Source organism: Acinetobacter sp. NEB 394 (genome assembly GCF_013374795.1).
In the GTDB taxonomy this organism is placed as follows: domain Bacteria; phylum Pseudomonadota; class Gammaproteobacteria; order Pseudomonadales; family Moraxellaceae; genus Acinetobacter; species Acinetobacter johnsonii.
On sequence record NZ_CP055277.1, the window covers coordinates 2,722,293 to 2,742,307 of the forward strand.

At 42.0% G+C, this 20,015-nt stretch carries 19 protein-coding genes and 1 pseudogene; 12 read left to right on the plus strand and 8 right to left on the minus strand.

What is annotated here, in order from left to right; translation table 11 throughout:
• The first annotated feature begins 4 nt into the window (after positions 1 to 4).
• Both trpD and trpC read left to right on the plus strand, forming a co-directional pair.
• Entirely contained in the window at positions 5 to 1,051 is a 1,047-nt protein-coding gene (trpD, locus tag HUK62_RS13165; protein WP_005400478.1) for an anthranilate phosphoribosyltransferase, read from the plus strand.
• 16 nt (positions 1,052 to 1,067) lie between these two features.
• Positions 1,068 to 1,874, plus strand: coding sequence for an indole-3-glycerol phosphate synthase TrpC (gene trpC / locus HUK62_RS13170; protein WP_062034010.1), 807 nt, complete (start codon positions 1,068 to 1,070; stop codon positions 1,872 to 1,874).
• A gap of 115 nt (positions 1,875 to 1,989) precedes the next feature.
• On the opposite strand, the gene HUK62_RS19085 is transcribed toward trpC, so the two are convergent.
• Positions 1,990 to 3,855 carry a LuxR C-terminal-related transcriptional regulator gene (locus tag HUK62_RS19085; RefSeq protein WP_228723697.1) on the minus strand — a complete coding sequence of 622 codons (1,866 nt, stop codon included), beginning with the start codon at positions 3,853 to 3,855 and terminating at the stop codon, positions 1,990 to 1,992.
• Entirely contained in the window at positions 3,824 to 4,624 is an 801-nt protein-coding gene (locus HUK62_RS19090; RefSeq protein WP_228723698.1) for an AAA family ATPase, read from the minus strand. Before HUK62_RS19090 ends, HUK62_RS19085 begins: the two co-directional genes overlap by 32 nt.
• Positions 4,625 to 4,968: 344 nt before the next feature.
• On the opposite strand from HUK62_RS19090, the gene HUK62_RS13185 reads away from it, so the two are divergent.
• From HUK62_RS13185 to HUK62_RS13210, 7 genes and pseudogenes are all read left to right on the plus strand, one after another.
• Complete coding sequence (locus HUK62_RS13185) at positions 4,969 to 5,463, plus strand: 2,4'-dihydroxyacetophenone dioxygenase family protein (RefSeq protein WP_176538079.1); 495 nt, start codon at positions 4,969 to 4,971, stop codon at positions 5,461 to 5,463.
• A gap of 70 nt (positions 5,464 to 5,533) precedes the next feature.
• A pseudogene (locus tag HUK62_RS13190) lies at positions 5,534 to 7,168 on the plus strand (long-chain fatty acid--CoA ligase).
• 32 nt (positions 7,169 to 7,200) lie between these two features.
• Positions 7,201 to 7,824 (plus strand): SDR family NAD(P)-dependent oxidoreductase, encoded by a 624-nt coding sequence (locus tag HUK62_RS13195; RefSeq protein WP_228723699.1) that lies wholly within the window; start codon positions 7,201 to 7,203, stop codon positions 7,822 to 7,824.
• 74 nt (positions 7,825 to 7,898) lie between these two features.
• Positions 7,899 to 8,021 carry a hypothetical protein gene (locus HUK62_RS19235; protein ID WP_267314091.1) on the plus strand — a complete coding sequence of 41 codons (123 nt, stop codon included), beginning with the start codon at positions 7,899 to 7,901 and terminating at the stop codon, positions 8,019 to 8,021.
• Positions 8,022 to 8,273: 252 nt separating this feature from the next.
• Positions 8,274 to 8,960 carry a Smr/MutS family protein gene (locus HUK62_RS13200; protein WP_176538080.1) on the plus strand — a complete coding sequence of 229 codons (687 nt, stop codon included), beginning with the start codon at positions 8,274 to 8,276 and terminating at the stop codon, positions 8,958 to 8,960.
• 93 nt (positions 8,961 to 9,053) lie between these two features.
• On the plus strand, positions 9,054 to 9,602 hold the full coding sequence (gene folE, locus HUK62_RS13205; RefSeq protein ID WP_171054237.1) for a GTP cyclohydrolase I FolE: 549 nt from the start codon (positions 9,054 to 9,056) through the stop codon (positions 9,600 to 9,602).
• Between the two features lie 86 nt (positions 9,603 to 9,688).
• On the plus strand, positions 9,689 to 10,048 hold the full coding sequence (locus tag HUK62_RS13210) for a cupin domain-containing protein (RefSeq protein ID WP_176538081.1): 360 nt from the start codon (positions 9,689 to 9,691) through the stop codon (positions 10,046 to 10,048).
• A gap of 56 nt (positions 10,049 to 10,104) precedes the next feature.
• Here HUK62_RS13210 and HUK62_RS13215 read toward each other — a convergent pair whose 3' ends face one another.
• The 5 genes from HUK62_RS13215 to hemE form a co-directional block, all read right to left on the minus strand.
• Positions 10,105 to 11,481, minus strand: coding sequence for a diguanylate cyclase (locus HUK62_RS13215; RefSeq protein WP_176538082.1), 1,377 nt, complete (start codon positions 11,479 to 11,481; stop codon positions 10,105 to 10,107).
• Positions 11,482 to 11,677: 196 nt separating this feature from the next.
• Positions 11,678 to 13,561 (minus strand): DUF4105 domain-containing protein, encoded by a 1,884-nt coding sequence (locus tag HUK62_RS13220; RefSeq protein WP_176538083.1) that lies wholly within the window; start codon positions 13,559 to 13,561, stop codon positions 11,678 to 11,680.
• A 69-nt stretch (positions 13,562 to 13,630) separates the two neighbouring features.
• On the minus strand, positions 13,631 to 14,101 hold the full coding sequence (locus HUK62_RS13225) for a DUF3015 family protein (protein WP_176538084.1): 471 nt from the start codon (positions 14,099 to 14,101) through the stop codon (positions 13,631 to 13,633).
• Between the two features lie 146 nt (positions 14,102 to 14,247).
• The gene (locus HUK62_RS13230; RefSeq protein ID WP_171262493.1) at positions 14,248 to 15,045 is read right to left on the minus strand and encodes a DUF817 family protein; all 798 of its coding nucleotides are present in this window, start codon (positions 15,043 to 15,045) and stop codon (positions 14,248 to 14,250) included.
• A gap of 36 nt (positions 15,046 to 15,081) precedes the next feature.
• A complete protein-coding gene (gene hemE, locus HUK62_RS13235) occupies positions 15,082 to 16,152 on the minus strand; it encodes a uroporphyrinogen decarboxylase (RefSeq protein WP_058870041.1) in 1,071 nt (356 codons plus the stop codon).
• A 202-nt stretch (positions 16,153 to 16,354) separates the two neighbouring features.
• Between hemE and HUK62_RS13240 the strand changes: the two genes are divergently transcribed.
• From HUK62_RS13240 to HUK62_RS13250, 3 genes are all read left to right on the plus strand, one after another.
• Positions 16,355 to 17,596: a L,D-transpeptidase gene (locus HUK62_RS13240; RefSeq protein WP_176538085.1), complete on the plus strand. Its 1,242-nt coding sequence runs from the start codon at positions 16,355 to 16,357 to the stop codon at positions 17,594 to 17,596.
• Between the two features lie 81 nt (positions 17,597 to 17,677).
• Positions 17,678 to 18,739 (plus strand): hypothetical protein, encoded by a 1,062-nt coding sequence (locus tag HUK62_RS13245; RefSeq protein ID WP_228723700.1) that lies wholly within the window; start codon positions 17,678 to 17,680, stop codon positions 18,737 to 18,739.
• A 122-nt stretch (positions 18,740 to 18,861) separates the two neighbouring features.
• Entirely contained in the window at positions 18,862 to 19,557 is a 696-nt protein-coding gene (locus HUK62_RS13250) for a pirin-like bicupin family protein (protein ID WP_125279967.1), read from the plus strand.
• 78 nt (positions 19,558 to 19,635) lie between these two features.
• On the opposite strand, the gene HUK62_RS13255 is transcribed toward HUK62_RS13250, so the two are convergent.
• Positions 19,636 to 19,989: a DUF1304 domain-containing protein gene (locus HUK62_RS13255; protein ID WP_126037458.1), complete on the minus strand. Its 354-nt coding sequence runs from the start codon at positions 19,987 to 19,989 to the stop codon at positions 19,636 to 19,638.
• Positions 19,990 to 20,015 lie beyond the last annotated feature (26 nt).

A 20,015-nucleotide genomic window follows, 5' to 3' on the forward strand; every position in this document is an offset into this window, starting at 1 on the left:
AAAAATGAATATGCAACAAGCTTTAAATAACATCACTAAAAATATTGAGTTGACGCAGCCGCAAATGGAAGACGTCATGCGTACCATCATGAATGGTGAAGCAACAGATGCCCAAATTGGTGCACTGATGATGGGTCTTCGCTTAAAAGGTGAAAGTATTGATGAAATTACCGCAGCAGCTCGTGTCATGCGCGAGTTTGCCATCAAAATTGATGTCAGTGATGTGCCTTATTTAGTCGATATCGTCGGTACAGGTGGTGACGGTCAGAACTTATTTAACGTCTCGACTGCGTCTGCTTTTGTGATTGCTGCGGCAGGTGCAACCATTGCTAAACATGGTAACCGTGGTGTTTCAACCAAATCGGGTTCCTCGGACCTGTTAGAACAAGCAGGCATCCAACTTGACTTAAACATGCAACAAACTGAACGCTGTATTCGCGAAATGGGTGTCGGTTTCTTGTTTGCCCCGAATCATCACAAAGCGATGAAGTATGCGGTTGGCCCACGTCGTGAATTAGGCATTCGCAGTATTTTTAATTTACTTGGCCCGCTTACGAATCCGGCTGGAGTAAAACGTCTAGTGATTGGGGTGTTTTCGACTGAATTGTGCCGTCCTATTGCAGAAGTGATGAAACAACTGGGCGCAGAACATGTCATGGTGGTTCATTCTAAAGATGGTTTAGATGAAATTAGCCTTGCATCAAGCACTTATGTGGCTGAACTTAAAAATGGCGAAGTCACCGAGTGGGAAATTCAACCTGAAGATGTCGGAATCGAATCGCAAACTTTAACAGGTTTAATCATTCAAGATTCTGCTGAAAGTTTAAGCTTAATCAAAGATGCCTTAGGCAAAAATAAATCCGATAAAGGCGAAAAAGCAGCCAACATGATTGCTTTAAATGCAGGTGCTGGTCTGTATGTCTCTGGACTTTGTACTAGCTATAAACAAGGCGTGGCTTTAGCACATGACATCATCTACGGCGGACAAGCCTTAGAAAAGATGAGCATCCTTGCTGAATTCAGCAAAACCCTTAAACAATACGACGCTTGATAGACAGGACTTTGTCATGGTAGATATCGCAAATACGATTTTAGGCAAAATTGTGGATCGCAAGCAGGAAGAGTTTGCTGCACGCCTCAAACAACGTAGCTATAAAGATGTTGAAGAATGGGCACTTGAGGCAACTCCTGTGCGTGGTTTTGCAAAGTCTTTACTGAGCAAACAACCGGGTGTGATCGCTGAAATTAAGAAAGCATCACCATCTAAAGGCATCATTCGTGAAAACTTTGATCCTGCCGAAATCGCACAGCAATACGAAGCTGCAGGTGCAGCATGTTTATCGGTTTTAACCGATGTCGATTTTTTCCAAGGTGCCGATGAGAATATTCAAATTGCACGCTCTCACTGTGCTCTGCCTGCATTACGCAAAGACTTTCTGATTGACCCTTATGGGGTGATTGAAGCACGAGCTTTACATGCGGACTGTATTCTTCTGATTGTGGCATGCTTGTCCGATCAACAACTCGAAGAAATGTCTAAAACGGCTTTTGAGCAGAATTTAGATGTCTTGGTTGAAGTACACGATGAAGCAGAGCTTGAACGTGCTTTGCGTCTATCTGAGCGTTGCGTATTGGGTGTCAATAACCGTAACTTAAAAACCTTTGATGTGGACTTAAACACCTCGATTCGTTTGAAAAAACTGCTTGAACCATCTCGTCTACTGGTCACGGAAAGTGGGATTGCGACCCCAGCTGATGTTGCAATGATGCAAGAGCATGACATTCATGCTTTCTTGGTCGGTGAAAGTTTTATGAAGCAGCCGCGTCCAGACCACGCCTTTACTGAGCTATTTGGAACACCTAAATCACTTTAATCGCATATTCAGGGTAAGGCATGCTCTTGCCCTGAATACTTTATGATTTGCACTTTCAAAAAGCTGTTGAAGATCTGCTTAAACAGTAACATATAAAAAATTGTTCAATTTTAAATTACTCAATTAAGCCCTGCTTCTTGGCCTCATTCACCGCTTCCATTCGAGAGCGGATCTGCAACTTGTTATAGATTTTACGCAAATGCCATTTCACTGTATTGATGGACAAAAAAATCGACTCGGATATTTCAGCATCGGTACAGCCACGGCTTAGTTTTTCTAAAATTTGGATTTCACGTTTCGATAAAGCCTCAAGGCCAGAACTACCGATCAAGGCTTCAACACTGCTTTCAGCTTGATTGAGCTTTTGAAGTTGCTGAATATATTCTAGCAATACAACTGTATGCTTTTGCTTCTGTCGACTTAAATGCTGACTTAGCCCACTTAATTCATCTAGAATCACCCGCACTGCCTGAGTCGGCATGAGGGTTTCAAGCGCTTGTTGTAGAGCTTCAAAAGCCTGTTCATGTTGTTTCAACTGATACAGGGCCAGTGCAAACAAGATTTGAACACGCGCAAAACGTATCGGATAAATCCTAAAAAATGCTAACTGTTGGCTTAAATATTCTTTGGCTTGCTCGGCTTGCCCCATGAAAATTTGCTGACGCACCAGCATTAAATCATCGCCACGCAGCAAATGGGTGAAATTTAAATACGGCTGAAATACTGCCTGTTCAGTATCAGCTAATGCAGAAAGCGGGCTTGCTTGTTGCGCATAGGCTTGTATAGTTTGTGCGAGTCGAGGTAACGACCATTGACTACTGCGGGTATGGGCTTGATGCAAACACACTTGTATCGCGGCTTGATCTTGATGCAAGGTAGCTAAACGCATTTGTAAGATATAGCCCACCACCACCATATCCGGCATAGCCAAATGATCGCCGCCCTTAAAATCCATTAATGCCGATTCGACTTGTGACATTTGGTTCATTTCATAATATAGGTCTGCTTTAAAGCTGCTCAGAATATTCATAATGGCTGCTTTATTGTCATCATCTAAGCCTAATTTACGATATTCCTCGCTCTGTCCAACTTGTGCAAACTTTTCTGCTGCGAGAGTCAAATCTCCTAATAAATAATCACATAGGGCATCAATACAATCAACCATTGCCACACCATATAGGTTATGCCCTTGCAAATAGATAATACGCGTTTGTAGCAGCAACTTTCGTGCTTCGCTCATTTGCCCCAAACAAATGTGATACAACCCCACAATTCCTATGAGTGGAGCGCGCGCAAAATAAGCCGTACTTGCTAGTTGTGCTAAGTTTTGTTGCGCTAAGGTATAAGCCACATCCAACTTGTCTTCTAACACTGCAATGAGAGGAGCTAAACCTAATTGGTCCTCATGTTGTAATAAGGTTTCATGTTGATCCACGCTATGCCAGAGCTGTAAATAATGATTGGCTAATGTCACTTGATGAGTCAGCACTAAGGTCCAAATAATGTCATAAAGCAAATTGGGATTTTGCACCAAAACAGAATCCGGTATCTGTTTGACCAACTCCAAGAAAGTATAGTGTCGGCCTTCTAAAATCAGTTCACGACACACCGAGTTGAGCAATGACAAAATCAACTGCTGATCTTCTGCTTGTTGGGCGTGATAAATCGCCTCCATCAGATAACGCTGTTGTTTGAACCATTCTGCCGCTTTACTATGCATTTGCTGATATGCATCAGGTTGTAAAAGCTTAAACTTCGATTGCAAAAAGTCTCGAAATAAATGATGCACGCGATACCATGTACGCTGTTCATCTATCGCTTGAATGAACAAACCTTTTTGACTAATGACATCGAGAATTTGCTGTGCAGCAGGATTACCCGTTAAGGCGATGACCAAAGCTGGATTAATTTTTCTCAGTACACTAATTTGCAATAAGAATTGCTGAATTTCAGGGTCTTGTTGTAAAAAAAACCTGCTCACTGAGGTAATTTACAATCTGATGGTGCGCACCACTTAAGTTCTGAATAAAACCATGAATATCTTGATGTTCTTTCAAATATAAATTGGTGAACTGAATGCCTGTAAACCAGCCTTCAGTTTTATCGATCAGTTGGTCTGCAAGCTCTGTGCTTAAAGCAAGCTGGTCAAAGTTTTGTTGCTGTAAAAACTGAATAAGCGCACTGCTTTCTTGCTGTTTGATACTCAACTGAGACTCTGTGACCCACTTTAAACGACCCAATAGATATTCTTTCGCGAAACTCCAGTTGGGTTTGACCCTTGAAGCAATCAGCAAATGACAATTTTCAGGTAAGGACTGGTACAACCACCAAAAGATATTTAAACATTCTGGGTTTGTTAATGCTTCAAACTCATCGATAAATAAAACAGTGTCAGCATCCTCTTCTGCAACTTTTTGCGTCAGCTCAATGATGTGTTGTTTATGGATCTGTCCATAAGAGATCGAATGCGGTGGTTCTAAATCTAAAAACGCCAAACGCAAGTATTGATAGAGTCGAATCGGATCATTGTCATCATCATCCAAAGTTAACCAACAGACTTTCTTTCCCTTTGCTAAAAGAGACTCTGAAAGTTGATGCATCAGCGTGGTTTTTCCATAACCCGCCGCGGCGTGAATAAAAACCAAAGAAGACTGACAATAGTCCACGATCTGACTTAACAGTTGGGGACGTTGCATTGCCCTGCCATTCAGCATGCTCGGACGACTGAGTTTAGTCTTCAACACTTGCATGTATATTCATCCAATCTTTTTATTCAATTACATCTGCAACATTTATTTCCCTGAATTTTGCATTTGGCAAAACATCATCCTCAACCAATCATGTTATGCCATTTTCCAGTCTAAAACACTTATAAATTAGTCGGGGAACTACAGTTAGGCAATGTGAAATTGCATCAAAAACCATTCCAATCCCTATTTTAAACTGTTCATTCGCGCATTTATCAAACAATGTAAATTCCATTCTTTCGAGTGGTTTGCATTTTCTGAAACATTGTTATGCTCAGGCTTAAGGAAATCTTAGATATTGATATCTCATATCATATTCTAAATCAAAGACATATAAGGATTTTATAATGAGCATCGCACAATCAGTTAAACATCAGGATCGATTATTAACGATTAACATCAAAGATGGCGAAATCAAAAATGCACTACCGGGTGTGCATGTCACACCATGCTTTTTAGATCCTGACAATGGTAAATGGATTATCTACGCTCGTTTTGATGCTGGCGTTGTAATACCACGCCACTTCCACACAGGTGTTGTACATTTCTACACAACTGCTGGTTCATGGCATTATGTTGAATATCCTGAAGATGTTCAAACTGCCGGTAGCTATTTATTCGAACCAGCAGGTTCGATCCATACTTTAGCAACCCCAGAAGGTGCTGAAGGCTTTATGGTCATTAATGGTGCGAACGTCAACTTAAATGATGATGATTCACTGATGTTTATTATGGATGCCGGTTGGATCGAGCGCACTCTTCACGTCGTGGCTGAACATACAGGGCAAAAAATGCCGCGTTATATTAAACCGGGCTCGGATGTTGTATTTAGCGACAAATAAATTCCAAAAGGCTTTTGGCCTCGGCTAATAGCCTTTTTTATTAGAAAAATAGCCACCAAGGATGAATGAAATGTTTGGCAAAATGATGCACCAATCTTTATTGATTAGTAATTTAATCGAACATGCGGCAAAGTACCACGCAGATACTTCTATTTTTTCACGTGAAGTAAATGGTCAAATAACCACCACCAATTGGTTACAGGTCCAACAGAATAGCAAACGTTTAGCCAATGCTTTCACGTCATTTAATCTTAATCAAGGTGATCGTCTTGCAACAATCGCGTGGAACAACCACCGTCATTTAGAATCTTGGTATGCTATTTCAGGGAGTGGTTATGTTTGCCACACCATCAACCCTCGCTTATTCCCAGAATAACTGGTGTTCATTATTAACGATGCACAAGATAAAGCGATTTTCTTTGATTCAACTTTTCTACCGTTAATTGTCGCAATCCAAGGCAAAGTACCAACCGTTGAAAAATTTATCTGTTACGGTGCACGTGATGAAAAAGTCATTGCAGCACTTCCAGATGTTATTTTCTATGATGATTTAATTCAAAACCAATCTGCTGAATTTAACTGGCCGCAATTCGGCGAAGAAACCCCAAGTTCTTTATGTTATACCTCAGGCACAACAGGTAATCCGAAAGGCGTACTGTATAGCCACCGCTCTACCCTATTACACACCATGGCAATTAGCTTGCCAGACTCATTAAACCTGTCGGCAAATGATGTGGTCATGCCTGTTGTTCCAATGTTCCATGTCAATGCATGGGGTGTGCCATATGCCGCAGCTATGGTCGGTAGTAGCGTCGTTTTACCGGGACCAAATCTAGATGGTGACAGCCTTGTTGACCTGATTGACAACTATAAAGTTACTGTGGCTTTAGGTGTTCCCACCATCTGGCAAGGCTTACTTGCAGCTGCGAAAAAACGTGGGACAACTTTAGAAAGTATGAACCGTAATGTCGTGGGTGGCGCTGCATGCCCACCGTCGATTATTCGTGATTTCAAAAACAACTATGCTTGCGACACCATTCATGCATGGGGAATGTCTGAAACCAGCCCACTGGGAACAGCGAACCAACCGAAAGCAAAACATGCCACGTTGAGTGCTGAAGAGTTTGAAAAGTTACGCTTAACCCAAGGTCGTCCACCTTTTGGTGTTGAATTACGTATCGTTGATGAAAGCACCAATCAAGTCTTAGCTAATGATGGTCATACTCAAGGGAATTTACAAATTCGTGGCCCTTGGATTGTCGATCATTATTTCAATCAAGAAAAAAGTGCCACCACAGCCGATGGTTAGTTCGACACGGGGGATATCGCAACCCTAGATGCAGACGGTTATATGACCATTTGCGACCGTGCCAAAGACTTAATCAAATCGGGCGGTGAATGGATTTCTTCGGTTGAACTTGAAAATATTGCCGTAGGTCACCCTGAAATTCGCATGACAGCTGCCATTGCGGCACGCCATCCGAAATGGGATGAACGCCCAATTTTAATTGCCGTAAGACAGGAAAACTCAACACTGACTGAAGAAGAAGCGCTGGCTTACTTTGATAATAAGATTGCCCACTGGCAGATTCCTGACGTGGTGATTTTTGTAGATGCACTGCCAATCAACGGTACAGGTAAAATTGTCAAGGCAGAACTCCGTAAACAATTTGGTGATGTTCTACTTCAAGACGAAGTCGTTTAAGGCTCATTCGAAACATTCAAAAGGATATTGTGATGAAAAAAAATATGAAAACAGCATGGGTTACAGGCGGCAGCAGCGGTATTGGCCTTGAGTTGACTAAACGTTTACTCAAAGATAACTACCAAGTGTGTATTTTCGCCCACGCGGGGATTGAACAAGCGGTAATTGACTTGCAAAAGCGCTCCCCTGCGGTCTGTGGTTTTGAAGTCGATGTACAAAATGAAAGCACTATGGGCGCTAAATTTGCAGAAGCAGTGGCTGCATTTGGCACACCAGATTTGTTGATTAACTCAGCAGGCATTGCGATTGCAAAATCATTTGAAGACATGACGTTTGAAGAATATTTACGACAAATTAATATCAATCTGGTCGGTAGCCGTAATGTAGCCCATGCTGCATTACCACATCTCAAGCAAGCGGTTCAACAAGGCAAATCACCAAAACTGGTTTTAGTTGCATCAGCAGCGGGCTTGGTCGGTTGCTATGGTTATACGGGTTACTGCTCATCTAAATTTGGCGTGGTCGGTTTGGCTGAAGTGCTACGTATGGAACTGCGTAGTCAGAAAATTAAAGTTGCCGTGGTTTGCCCGCCAGAAATTGAGACACCGATGGTATTTGACGAACGTAAAAATGTTCACCAGTCACAGCGGCATTAAAACAACTTGGCGGTAGTCTCCCACTAGAGAAGGCCTGTCAGGAAATTTGCAACGGCATTTTTTCTTCTCAATTTATGATTATTCCAAGTACTCAAGCACGTATTCTTGCCAAACTTTCGCGTGTCTTGCCTGACCTTTATCGTAACCAAATCGATAAAAAACTAGATAAAATCATCCGTACTTTACGTGCAAGTTAAGTCACGACTGACTTAGCATGCCAAACCTGAACCCGAGTACATCATTTGTCTCTCTAGATAGAATGGTTGCTCGGGTTCAATCATTTGAGGTTCTTCCAGAACAGCAGTGCTCTTGAGCACCGCGCAGAATACTATTCACCATTTGACATGCAATTTTTTGCAAATCTCTATGAATGCAATTCAGTTCAAATATAGGGAAAATCAGACTATAATTATCGCCTAATTTCTTATTTTGCGTATTTTTCTGACACTATGAGCAAACATGATTCATCGCTTTCTAAAGAACAGTTTAATTTACTGAAAGACTTTAAAAAGCAAATCACCAATCCGCATTCGACTGCCATCAAACAGTCTGAGGCCCAAGCTCAAGTTGCTCCGCCCGAGCCAGAAGATGATTTCGCGTTGTTTCAAAAACAAATGCAAGGTGTCCAAAAGATGGAGACCGCGAACATTGCCAAAATAGAAAAAAATCCAAAGATAAAAATCGATGCGCAAACTTTAGCAAAACGTGCAGCGGCTGAAGGCCCAATGCATACCGATGCAACTGAGCTGTCCGATACTCAAGCGATGCTCAACCCTGTAGCGAGCCAAGCCGCGCTCAGTTATCGCATTGCTACACTACAACACAAAGTATTTGAAGATTTAAAAGCGGGTAACATTCGTTGGTTTGAAGCTGTCGACTTGCATGGTTGCACCGTTGAAGAAGCCCGTGTCGCAGTTTTACAAGTCATTCAAATGGCCAAAGATGAAAATCAAAATGTCATTAAAATCGTACACGGCAAAGGTCCGGAAGCCATTTTAAAAACCTATGTGAATGGTTGGCTGCGTCAACACCGCGATGTATTGGCTTTTGTGAGTGCACCAGAGAAACAAGGTGGCACAGGTGCAGTTTTAGTGTTGCTAAAACGTGCTGAAAAGAACCCAAAGTTTAAACAGTAATCGGATTTTTGTCCAAAATAAGGCATTGGAATAGTTTTCTGCTACAATGCCGTCCTTGTTCAATATCAGTGTAAGTGAACACGTCTTATGTCTATGCAGCAATCCTACGCTAACATCTTAACTGCCGTTGGTGAAGACCTAACCCGTCCAGGTCTCCTCGATACGCCTATGCGTGCTGCTAAAGCTTTTTCGTATTTAACGTCTGGTTATAGCAAAAGCTTAGAAGAAGTGACCAATAATGCGGTGTTCCCATCAGACAACCGTGAAATGGTGCTGGTTAAAAATATCGAATTTTATTCACTCTGTGAACACCATTTATTGCCTTTCTATGGTCGCGTACATATTGCGTATTTACCTGAGGGTAATGTCCTTGGACTCTCTAAATTTGCACGCATTACCGAAATGTTTGCACGTCGTCTACAGATTCAAGAAAATCTGACGCAGCAGATTGCAGAAGCGGTTGCAGAAGTGACAGGTGCACGTGGCGTGGCGGTTATGATTGATTCTGCACATATGTGTATGATGATGCGCGGCGTCGGCAAGCAAGAATCGACTACACGTACCGTTTCCTTTATTGGTGACTTTAAAACCAATAAAGAAGAGCGTCGTGAGTTTTTAAGTGCAGTCCCTGAAAGCTATTAATTGAAACATAAAGCCTCAACCTCTGTTGGGGCTTTTTTTATGCATATATCATTGAACGATTCATTTTTTGTTTAGAGGAATACGCAATGTCAGCAATTTGGTTAGCAGGTCATGGTTTGACCCAAGGCGAACAGAGTATTGATTTTCCACGTCCAGACCGTTTAGTCCAAGGCAATCCACAGCGCCAGACCTATAGTCTATATGAGCATCCACACATGGGCTGCGGGATTTGGCACTGTGAAGTTGGCTCATGGAATATTCAATTTGCCGACAATAAACAAGAATTCTTTCAAGTGATGGAAGGCACCATCCGTATTCATGATGCCCACACTCAACACTTCATTGAAGTCAAAGCAGGTCAGGCAGGAATTATTCCACCGAGTTTTATCGGCACATTTGAAGTGATTGAAGCTGTAAAAAAATACTATGTAATTGTTGAGGTATAAGCACCTCAACAACCGATTTGAAACGTCTTAGAACAGTTCGTGCTTAAGTCTGAGATTTAAACACTCAGAACTTTTTCAGTCACATGAATACAGTTACGCCCTTTATTTTTGGCAGCATAGAGTGCCGAATCGGCAGTGTCTAAAAAGCGTTGATAGTCAGGATGACCATTATAAACCGTACAGCCAATACTGACGGTAAAACTAAAACTTTGCCCATGAGCGGTACGAATTGGGGTTTCCTGTATCCGCATACGAATCGTTTCAGCGATTTGTAAAGCACGCGTGAGATCACTGTCGACCAACAGCAATAAGAACTCTTCGCCACCGACACGGAAGGCATAGTCACTGCCCTTCGCTACATCTAACAAGACTTCCGCAATAAAACGCAGTGCTAAGTCCCCTGCGGTATGCCCATATTTATCATTGATACGTTTGAAATAATCCGCGTCGATTGCCAACAAGCTCAGTGCAGCATCATTTTTACGGGCAAAATTAATTTCACGCGACACAATCGTACTTAAATATCGACGGTTTAACAGCTGAGTCAGTGAGTCATTGCCTGAATCTATATATTCGGTCACTTGAAACAGTTGATCGACCAAATGCTGAATCTGTCGATTCACGTCACGAATTTCTTGAATACGCTCCACCTTCCGAGTCTGATCCTGACAGTCGAGCACGTCAAAATTGAGGGTATCGACCTGTTGAATCAGCCTGATAATGGTCTCCACCTGCTCTGCGCCCGTAAATGCATACGCTGCTTTATGCACAAACCATAGACCAAATTCTGACTTAGACAAAGCAATGTGTTGCAACTGCGGATGCTCGGAGAAGACTTTGAACATCAACTCATTTTCCCAGTCGAGCAAAATGCTGCGCTGCTTATCTTTTTGTACCGCGACATCTTGCATTGCAGAAAATAAACGATAGCTATGCTTAACTTCATGGCTCCGCTCAGTATTGGCTTCATAGGATCTGCACATAATTTCTGTCGCAAAACCCATAATTTGCAGCATATAACTTAGCATGTGGTGGTTATTTTCTAGCGGAAGTCCAGCCAAGAGTTCCAAAATTTTGTTTTCAATCTCACGAATACCGCGCATGATCAACCAAGAAGGAATGCCCACCCGCGCATGTACCTGCCCAACTTTTTGTTGTTTTTCAACTGCTGCATAATAAGCTTCATTCATAGCCACGTCGAAACTTTCAATGAGCCATTGGTTTAAACTGTTTTTTAAACGTTGTTGAATGATGTCATCTTTAAAAAAATCTGCAGCCTCAGGCTCCAAGACAATATTGCTATAAAATTCATTAACCAATACAGACGAATGCTTCTGAATAAAATTTTGCGCTTTAACGTGATCATTCACTGAATAATGTTGGCAAATTTTCCCCCACTGCTCTGCCAATTTAGCCATGCATTCATCACTCATAAAACTTACCTATTTATATATTTTTGAGGCTTACTAGACATTTATGTGATTAATATAACAAATTTCAATACTTATTTTCACCATCAGCTTTCATTTTCAGCGCTTTATAAAAAGTAAGGCTCACTTTTGGTTGTTTTAATATCAATGACTTTCATAAAAAAAGCCCCATTATTGGAGCCTTGAAAAGAGGAACGAACTAAAAGAAATGGATATAACTCAAACCCGTCTGATCCCAATCTTTGCCTTTTTGCTGTTGATACTGCCAATGAAGCCTCAATGCATTTTGCTGATTGAATAAATATTGCAACTGAGTATTCAGTCTGACTTGCCATTGATGGCTATCTTCCCAATATGGCAGCTCGACCTGTACCAAACTATTGATATGTTCGCTCCAGATGTTCTGGCAGCCTACCATTGGCCCAAGTCCCACGCGCCAACCTCGGTCTAAAGCTTTGCCTGCTTGAACATGATTTTGCAATTGTGCATAGCATAAATGTTGACGCTCTTGATCTGCCACACTATAGCCAAACTGACTGGATAGATTGAATACACCGTGCTGATCCTGTTCACTAAATGCACCATCTCGATTTAGTGCCTCTTGTTGCCAACCCATGTTAAAACCCCAGCTTAATGGTGTTTTAAAGGCAGTCAGTGGACTGTAGGCATTGACCTCCAGCACATTTAGTTCTTGCAGTTTTAGTCGATCATCGCGATATTCGAGGCTACCATCTAGAAATTTAAGCTGTGTACCCAAACGAAAGCCGCCTTGTGGGTCAATCAAGTCATGATAGGCCTGACGATGGCTCAGTCGGAAATAAGTGTCACCTTGTATCTCACCTGCTTCAAGCTGAACGGTTCGCGCATGGTGGCCTTTTACTGGATCTACTTTTGGCGCTTCGACCACTTGACGTTGCTTTTCCAAGTCAATCTGACTCCGCAAACCCAGCAGTTGTCGAATACGCGGTTGGGCGTCTTCTGCCGCAATCTTTTGTGCAATTAACTGTAAATACACATGGTCATAGGCCATTTCTAAAATACGTGCCTGATCCACCAAGGCATAGCGATTCAAATAATCTTGCATTTGAGCAGGTTCAAGTTGCGCAACCTGATGCGCAGCCGCTGCCAAGGCTTGTCCGTGTTGTTTGGCTTGTGCCAACAACTGAGTTTCTAAAGCTGGACGGTAAACACTTTCTGCAATTAGATGGTTTTCATCGACCGCCTTAATAGTCTCAACAGGAATCGCAGCGGTTTTAAATTGTTTTTGTAGGTTGACCTCTGGCCGTACCAAATCAATTAAACCCAGTAAACGATAGGCACAGTTATCACTGATAAAATAGTAAGGAAATTGCACATGCTTGAGTTCCCAAATATGCTCAACCATGGTTTTGGTTTCTTCTGGCGTCAGGGCTAACTCATACTCCCACAAATCGCGGCTTTCCAAATCACCATATTCTTTCACTTTTCGATAGTACGGCATGAGTGAGTACTCACCTGGGTACTGCCCGGTTAAGCCCTTCCATGCAAAAGAAAAGCTGTCGCTATTGGCCACTGTCGCTGCATAATTCACGGCATAAGAGACTAAGTTCAGCTGTTTTTGGTCTTTAGGATCGAGCCTTAACAGGGTATGCCCAAACATCGAACTGGGATTGCCCATAAAGTCCGTGGCGTAAATTAAAGTCGCCTTATACGGCTTAATTTGCCCAAGCCACTCATCCAGCTCAGGACATGAGGCTTTAGGCAGTTGGTTTGATGCAATATTCAGTTGTCCTATGAGCCACTTTGAACGTGCCGGAAAGCGACACTGAATCGATTGATTGGCTTCGGCTGGAGTAAAAAGTGCTGCAATATTGGCATCAAGCTCTTGTTTGAGCTGAGTTTGTCCGTGTTCGCTATAAAAAAAAGGACGGTAAGTGACTTCACTTTGTCCTGAAACATTGACATACATCAAACGTTGCCAAGTCACATTTGATGCTAGCTTCAGTTGCTGTGCTTTTTCAATATAAAACTCTGCTGAGCTAGGTGCTTGAGCAAAGATGCTGGTGCTGAATAGCACACTAAAGAGGAGGACAACAGATTTCATGCAGTGTTAGCTATTCTTCTTTTTTAGATATGAAAAACCCTGCCTGAATGGCAGGGTTTTATGGTGCAATTAAACGTATGCTTTTAATACGCTATCCGTTGCCATGACTGCTTGTAAAGATGCTAATACTTGAAGCGCATCTTGGTTTTCAACTGAATAAATTTTTGCGAAGTTTTGTTTAGACACTTCAAAGAAACGTGCTTTATCTTCAGACTGGATGTTCAGTAGTTCAGCCAGTACATTTAGACTTTCGCCCTCACCAACTGCCATATCACGCGCCAATGCTTCCGCATTTTCGTTGGTAAATGTTACTGCCTGAGCAGTCACAGTACCTGTACCGCTACAACCTAAAGTACCAAAGGTAATACCGAAAAGTTGGTTAGCAAAAAGACCATTGGTTGTACCCGCTAAAATTTTAGCGACTTTACCAGACTGGCCAGCCCAAATTTGTGAACCAATACCACAACCGACGTCATTATCTGCAAATGTAGCGGTAGAACCAACAGCCAAAACCGCAGCCAATGCTATTTTTTTCAACATAAGGTTTCTCCAGACTCGATTATCTCCGAGTATTTTTATTGTTCCTATTGTGTGTATTTTGAGCTACACCCTTGTAAGATAGCGGTAACAAGCGCATAACGCAAAACAATTTATACTAAAGTGAAGTGAATATTTAAAAATGTGCTTTAGCGGTATAAGGACCAACTGCCACGTAGGTCTCGTTTCCCTAAAATCTTTAACACCAACACCAGACTGAGCAGTAGCAATAAATACCAAGAACCCAACTTACCCCAACCGACCATATGCCATGCATCGACTTGACTTGGGTACAGCCAGATTTGGTAAAACGTACTGATATTTTCCGCAATCCAAATAATAAAAGCCAACAGTAAAAGTACGGGTAACATCGGCAGTTGAAAACGGTGCTGCTGTAATTCAAAGCCAATCTTGGTTTTCCAAAACAGCACTATGCTCCACGCAAACAAAAGATAACGAATATCCGGAACAAAAAATTTGGACATAAAGTTGATATAAGACAACACCGCTAAGGTTAGCATGGCGGAGAAACGGGGCAAGTGTTCAAAAGAAATATGATAAAGACGCAATGAACGCGCAAAAAAACTGCCCACAGCCGAATACATAAAACCTGCAAACAAAGGCACTGTTAAAATTTTAAACACGGCGGGATGCGGATACTGCCAAGATGCAATTTGCGGATGAGTCAAAAAGATTTCCATCACCATTGCCATCACGTGAAATAGCGCAATCACTTTGGCCTCGGCCCAAGACTCAAGTTTTAAATACAGCAGACAAACTTGAATCAGCACGGCATAAAACAATAGATAGTCATAACGGAAAAAGCCGAAATATTCCTGACTCCCCATACTGGCTGTGAACGCAAAAGCCAATAACAGCAATATCCCAAATAAGGCAGCCGAAGCTGCCTTAGATGAGAACTCAAAACATGATTTTAAAATCGTGATCACGCATGAACCCTAATTGAATTGAAGCTGTGAAACTTAGAGATATTTGGCACTGTATTCATGCACAGTATCAATAAAGGCTTTCGGGTTTTCAGGGTCAACCCACTGGGTAATACCGTGACCTAAGTTTGCAACATAACCCGTTTTCTCACCGCCTGCATAAGCGTCATCTAACATGGCTTTGGTGGCTTTCACAATGGTCTCATGCGAACCATATAATGTTGCAGGGTCTAAGTTGCCTTGCAGTGCCGCACGGCCAGCCACCGTTTGGCGAGCCACATTTAATGGCGTAGTCCAATCTAGACCAAAAGCATCTGCCCCTGTTGCCACCATTGGCTCTAACCACTGACCGCCACCTTTGGTGAATAAGATCACAGGCACTTTACGTCCTTCATTTTCACGTTTTAAACCTGCAACAATTTTTTGCATGTATTTTAAAGAAAACTCTAAATATTCACGGTGCGCCAATGCCCCGCCCCAGCTGTCAAAAATCTGTACGGCTTGAGCACCTGCATCAATTTGCGCATTTAGATAGTCAATCACCGCATCAGCCAAACGATCGAGCAGCGCATGTAAAACTTCAGGTTGCGCATACATCATTTGCTTGGTGAAACGGAAATCTTTGCTCGAACCACCTTCAACCATATAAGTTGCCAGCGTCCAAGGACTACCTGAAAAGCCAATTAAAGGCACTTGGCCGCCAAGCGCTGAACGAATCGTCTTGACTGCATTCATCACATAGTCCAGATCAGACGCGGCATTAAACTGAGGTAAATTCGCCACATCTTGTTCAGTACGAACCGTTTTATGAAATTTAGGCCCTTCCCCAGCTTCAAAATAAAGCCCTAAACCCAAAGCATCGGGTACAGTTAAAATATCTGAAAATAAAATGGCAGCGTCGAGTTCATAACGACGTAAAGGCTGTAAAGTCACTTCACACGCAAATTCGTTATTTTTACACAGCGAAAGGAAATCACCCGCTTGAGCACGGGTTGCACGATATTCAGGTAAATAACGTCCTGCTTGACGCATCATCCAGACGGGTGTGGTATCTACAGGTTCACGTAATAAAGCACGTAGAAAACGATCATTTTTAAGCGTCGTCATTTACTTTCCCATCTCAATTAAATTTGCTCACCATCATAACAAAAAGGTCGAATTTTTAATAACTTCTCATAACACTAAAATTCGATCAGGACAAAGATACAAACGAATATTTACACAAAACAAATACTGCATCTCCATCTTTTTTCTGTAATACTTCACTAGTTTTTACTTTGTAAATGAATAATTCTTAAGGTTGAATTACATGTTCGTTCGCACAATACTCGCGATGAGTTTAAGTTGCATTCTTGCTGGTACAGCGTTTGCTGCATCTACTACTGAACAACCCTTGACGCCAAAAAAGATCATTGATACTTCAGTTCAAGATCCTATTGATCCTTTAGCAACAGATGTCGCTTCAGCTTCTACTGCGGTTGCAAATAGCCAAATTACAGCAAAAGAACAAGCAGACTTAAACCAAGCTTCGCAAACTTTAGATCAACTTGAACAATCTGAAGATAAAACAGCTGACGTTGGTGCTGCACCAAGCAAAACCACCCCTGCACCGACCACCACGACGACCAATCCTGCTGCGGCTAAAGCATCGTGGACATTAAATGGTTTAAACAGTGCAGAATGGTTTGACAATATTGGTAAAGGCCAATTCCCTGTCTATGCACGTGCTCACGTGATGCTCAATAATGCACATGCGTCTCCGGGTGCAATTGATGGCATGAGCGGTAAAAATACCCTCAAAGCCATTGCTTCGTTCCAGCAAATGAGCGGTTTAAAAGCAACAGGTACCTTAACCAAAGAAACTTGGGATGCTCTACTTGCAAGCCAAGGTTCTAAACCTGCATTTATTGAATACACCATTACCGAAGCAGACCTAAAAGGTCCTTATGCCGCATCAATTCCACGCGATTATGCACTACAAGCCAAAATGAAAGGTTTGTATTACACTCGCGTAACTGAAATGTTGGGTGAAAAGTTCCATATGGATGAAGACTTCTTGCAGAAGTTAAATCCAAAAGCAACCTTCAAAAAAGCGGGCGAAAAAATTATTGTGGCCAATATCCGCAATGAAGTGCCAGAAGACATTCATTTGATCGTTGCGCACAAAGGTGCAAAACAGCTGTATTTATTTAACAGCCGCAACCAAATGATCGGTTCTTTCCCTGCAACCATTGGTAGCTCAGATACTCCGTCTCCAACGGGTACTTATAAAGTCACTGGTGTTGCGCCAAATCCTTGGTATAGCTACTCACCAAGTAACTTTGTACAGGGCAAAAACTTAAAACCACTTTCTCTACCACCGGGTCCGAATGGTCCTGTAGGAAATATCTGGATTGGTTTAAGCAAAAAATCATTTGGTATCCACGGTACACCAAACCCTTCTGCTATTTCTAAAACAGCATCGCACGGTTGTATCCGTTTGACCAACTGGGATGCCAATGATCTTGGCAAAAAAGTGAAGTCAGGTGTTACGGTTAAATTCTTAGAATAATTGGCTTTCTAAGTTATTTACGCTATAAAAGGTGTTCTCTTGAGAGCACCTTTTTTCAATTACAACAATATAAAAATGACGATGAACGCTTTAAAAATAATACTGCCCGTGGCCTGCTTACTATCTTTCTCAACTTATAGCTTTGCCGAATTAGATGAAGAAATCGTGACCAGCGTGGATGCTTCTGCATATGTAGTCGAATCTGACCATCCATTTGACAGTCTGGATGATCATGAAAAAATCCGTCATCCGCAATACATTCCAGAGCAAGATAGCCTCAAAGATCCACTTTTGAATGCACGCTATTATGTCATCGCAGGTAAATCTCCGATTCACTATTACGCGATTCGAACAGGAGCAAAGCCTAAACTACTTTATTTAAACCAGCCCCACTCGGCAGTTTTTTCAATAGGCGAGGCTTATGCTGAAAATCGAGAAAAAATCACCCTACAGCCTCAACTCGACAATACAGTCAAAGATCATGAGCTGTTTTCGATTATGCCCGTCGCTAAAAATCTCGCACTGATTTTTCGTACTCGCTATGCCTATACTCCTACAGAGTTAAAAGCCAATGCGGCCATGAACGCCATCTATGCCAACAATCGCTACCGATACAGCTATGAAATTATTGAAATCGACACGAATGGCAAACAGCTCCACCGCGTGCAATTTGTGGCTCCAATCATCGAAGATGGAATGAGTTTTGGCCCCAAATGGGATGAAGACTTATCAGATTATAATCATGTAATACTTGAATACAGTACCAAGTCCCCGGGCGACTACCAAACTGTGCATCCTTATAACCTTGAAACCCGTTATGAATACAAACAAGGTCAATTGAAGCACTTTGAACAAAGAATTCTGCTCACTGCCAGTGACAAAGTGTTCTTAAAGAATTCACCGAACTCGATTAATTATGAAAATTATCTCGATGATCAAGATGTACCACTCTCCGTTGAAAGCAGTACTTGCCTTGATGACTATTTTGTTTTTAAAGACAAAGCAGCTCCACTCGGTGTGAAATGGGGCAATGACTGGATGCAACAGCAGCCGAAGCTACATCAACAATTTTTAGCTGAATATGCTCAAGGCAAAAACTACGTCTGGAAAGATTTCCGTGTGCGGTATTGTGATTTAGACTAAGACTGCTATGTTGCGTTTAATCATTTCAATATTGAAACGCAACATTGCAAATTCACTATTTTAGCGATAAATATAAAACGCTAAAATTACTCCATAGATTAAAAATAAGATTGGAGTTCAAAATGGATGCTTTCATTCATCGCAGTCAAGACCGCGGTCATGTCAATATCGGTTGGCTAGAGTCTAAACACAGCTTTTCTTTTGGCAGTTGGTATAACCCTAAATATATGGGCGTGAGTGCTCTACGTGTCATCAATGACGACGTGATCGCGGGCCATCAAGGTTTTGGACAACACCCCCATGACAATATGGAAATCTTAACCTGTGTACTCAAAGGCACCATCACCCATAAAGACAGCATGGGCAACCATGGTGGTATTTCAGCAGGTGAGTGGCAACTGATGAGTGCAGGTACGGGTGTGCAGCACAGCGAAATGAATCAAGGTGATGAGCCAGTACATTTGCTACAAATTTGGATTACCCCAAATCAAAGAGATGCAGCACCCACCTATCAACAGATTCGTCTTGATCCGCATGAGCAGCCAAATCAATGGCATGTGATCTGTGGTCCAAATGACAATGCTGCAATGCATATTCGTCAAGATGCCGAAGTCAAAACGGCTGTGATTGAAAAAGATCAAATGCTAGAAGTTAAAGCTACACAGCATATTAACTATGTGCATGTAATTTCAGGTTCAATCCAAGTTGCAGAACATACTCTTCATGCAGGTGATGCGATTGCGCTCTTAGAAGCAAGCGACGTTAAAGCTTTAGAAGATGCACAAGTGATTTGGTTTGATTTGCCTGAAGTCAAATAAGTCATCACTCACAATAAAAAGCCAACGTCGAGACTTTGGCTTTTTTAATGCAGAACTCAAGCAGTTTTTACTTTTGGCTTAGAGTAAATTCACCGCAAGTAACGCCACAGCCGCGGGTAAGGCTTGGATGTAGATAATTTTCTTACTGGCGGTCAACCCACCATAAATGCCAGCAACCAAAACGCAGCCTAAAAAGAAATTGGCCAGTGGCAGTGCATAAGTTTCAGGTGCACATAATGCCCAAAATAAACCTGCAGCCAAGAAACCATTGTATAAACCCTGATTTTGTGCCATAACTTTGGTCAGTTGTGCTTTTTCGGGCGTATTGCCAAAGGCTTTTAAACCATAGGGCTTATCCCATAAAAACATCTCTAAAACTAAAATATACACATGCAACAGTGCAATTAAAGCAATCAAAATTTGTCCCATCATACGCTTTATCCTTATTTTTGATGAAT

Coding starts and splice junctions, on each gene's coding strand:
- trpD (WP_005400478.1), top strand. CDS start 5: ATGAATATGCAACAAGCTTTAAATAACATCACTAAAAATATTGAGTTG.
- trpC (WP_062034010.1), top strand. CDS start 1,068: ATGGTAGATATCGCAAATACGATTTTAGGCAAAATTGTGGATCGCAAG.
- HUK62_RS19090 (WP_228723698.1), bottom strand. CDS start 4,624: ATGCAAGTGTTGAAGACTAAACTCAGTCGTCCGAGCATGCTGAATGGC.
- HUK62_RS13185 (WP_176538079.1), top strand. CDS start 4,969: ATGAGCATCGCACAATCAGTTAAACATCAGGATCGATTATTAACGATT.
- HUK62_RS13195 (WP_228723699.1), top strand. CDS start 7,201: ATGAAAAAAAATATGAAAACAGCATGGGTTACAGGCGGCAGCAGCGGT.
- HUK62_RS19235 (WP_267314091.1), top strand. CDS start 7,899: ATGATTATTCCAAGTACTCAAGCACGTATTCTTGCCAAACTTTCGCGT.
- HUK62_RS13200 (WP_176538080.1), top strand. CDS start 8,274: ATGAGCAAACATGATTCATCGCTTTCTAAAGAACAGTTTAATTTACTG.
- folE (WP_171054237.1), top strand. CDS start 9,054: ATGCAGCAATCCTACGCTAACATCTTAACTGCCGTTGGTGAAGACCTA.
- HUK62_RS13210 (WP_176538081.1), top strand. CDS start 9,689: ATGTCAGCAATTTGGTTAGCAGGTCATGGTTTGACCCAAGGCGAACAG.
- HUK62_RS13215 (WP_176538082.1), bottom strand. CDS start 11,481: ATGAGTGATGAATGCATGGCTAAATTGGCAGAGCAGTGGGGGAAAATT.
- HUK62_RS13220 (WP_176538083.1), bottom strand. CDS start 13,561: ATGAAATCTGTTGTCCTCCTCTTTAGTGTGCTATTCAGCACCAGCATC.
- HUK62_RS13225 (WP_176538084.1), bottom strand. CDS start 14,101: ATGTTGAAAAAAATAGCATTGGCTGCGGTTTTGGCTGTTGGTTCTACC.
- hemE (WP_058870041.1), bottom strand. CDS start 16,152: ATGACGACGCTTAAAAATGATCGTTTTCTACGTGCTTTATTACGTGAA.
- HUK62_RS13240 (WP_176538085.1), top strand. CDS start 16,355: ATGTTCGTTCGCACAATACTCGCGATGAGTTTAAGTTGCATTCTTGCT.
- HUK62_RS13245 (WP_228723700.1), top strand. CDS start 17,678: ATGAACGCTTTAAAAATAATACTGCCCGTGGCCTGCTTACTATCTTTC.
- HUK62_RS13250 (WP_125279967.1), top strand. CDS start 18,862: ATGGATGCTTTCATTCATCGCAGTCAAGACCGCGGTCATGTCAATATC.
- HUK62_RS13255 (WP_126037458.1), bottom strand. CDS start 19,989: ATGATGGGACAAATTTTGATTGCTTTAATTGCACTGTTGCATGTGTAT.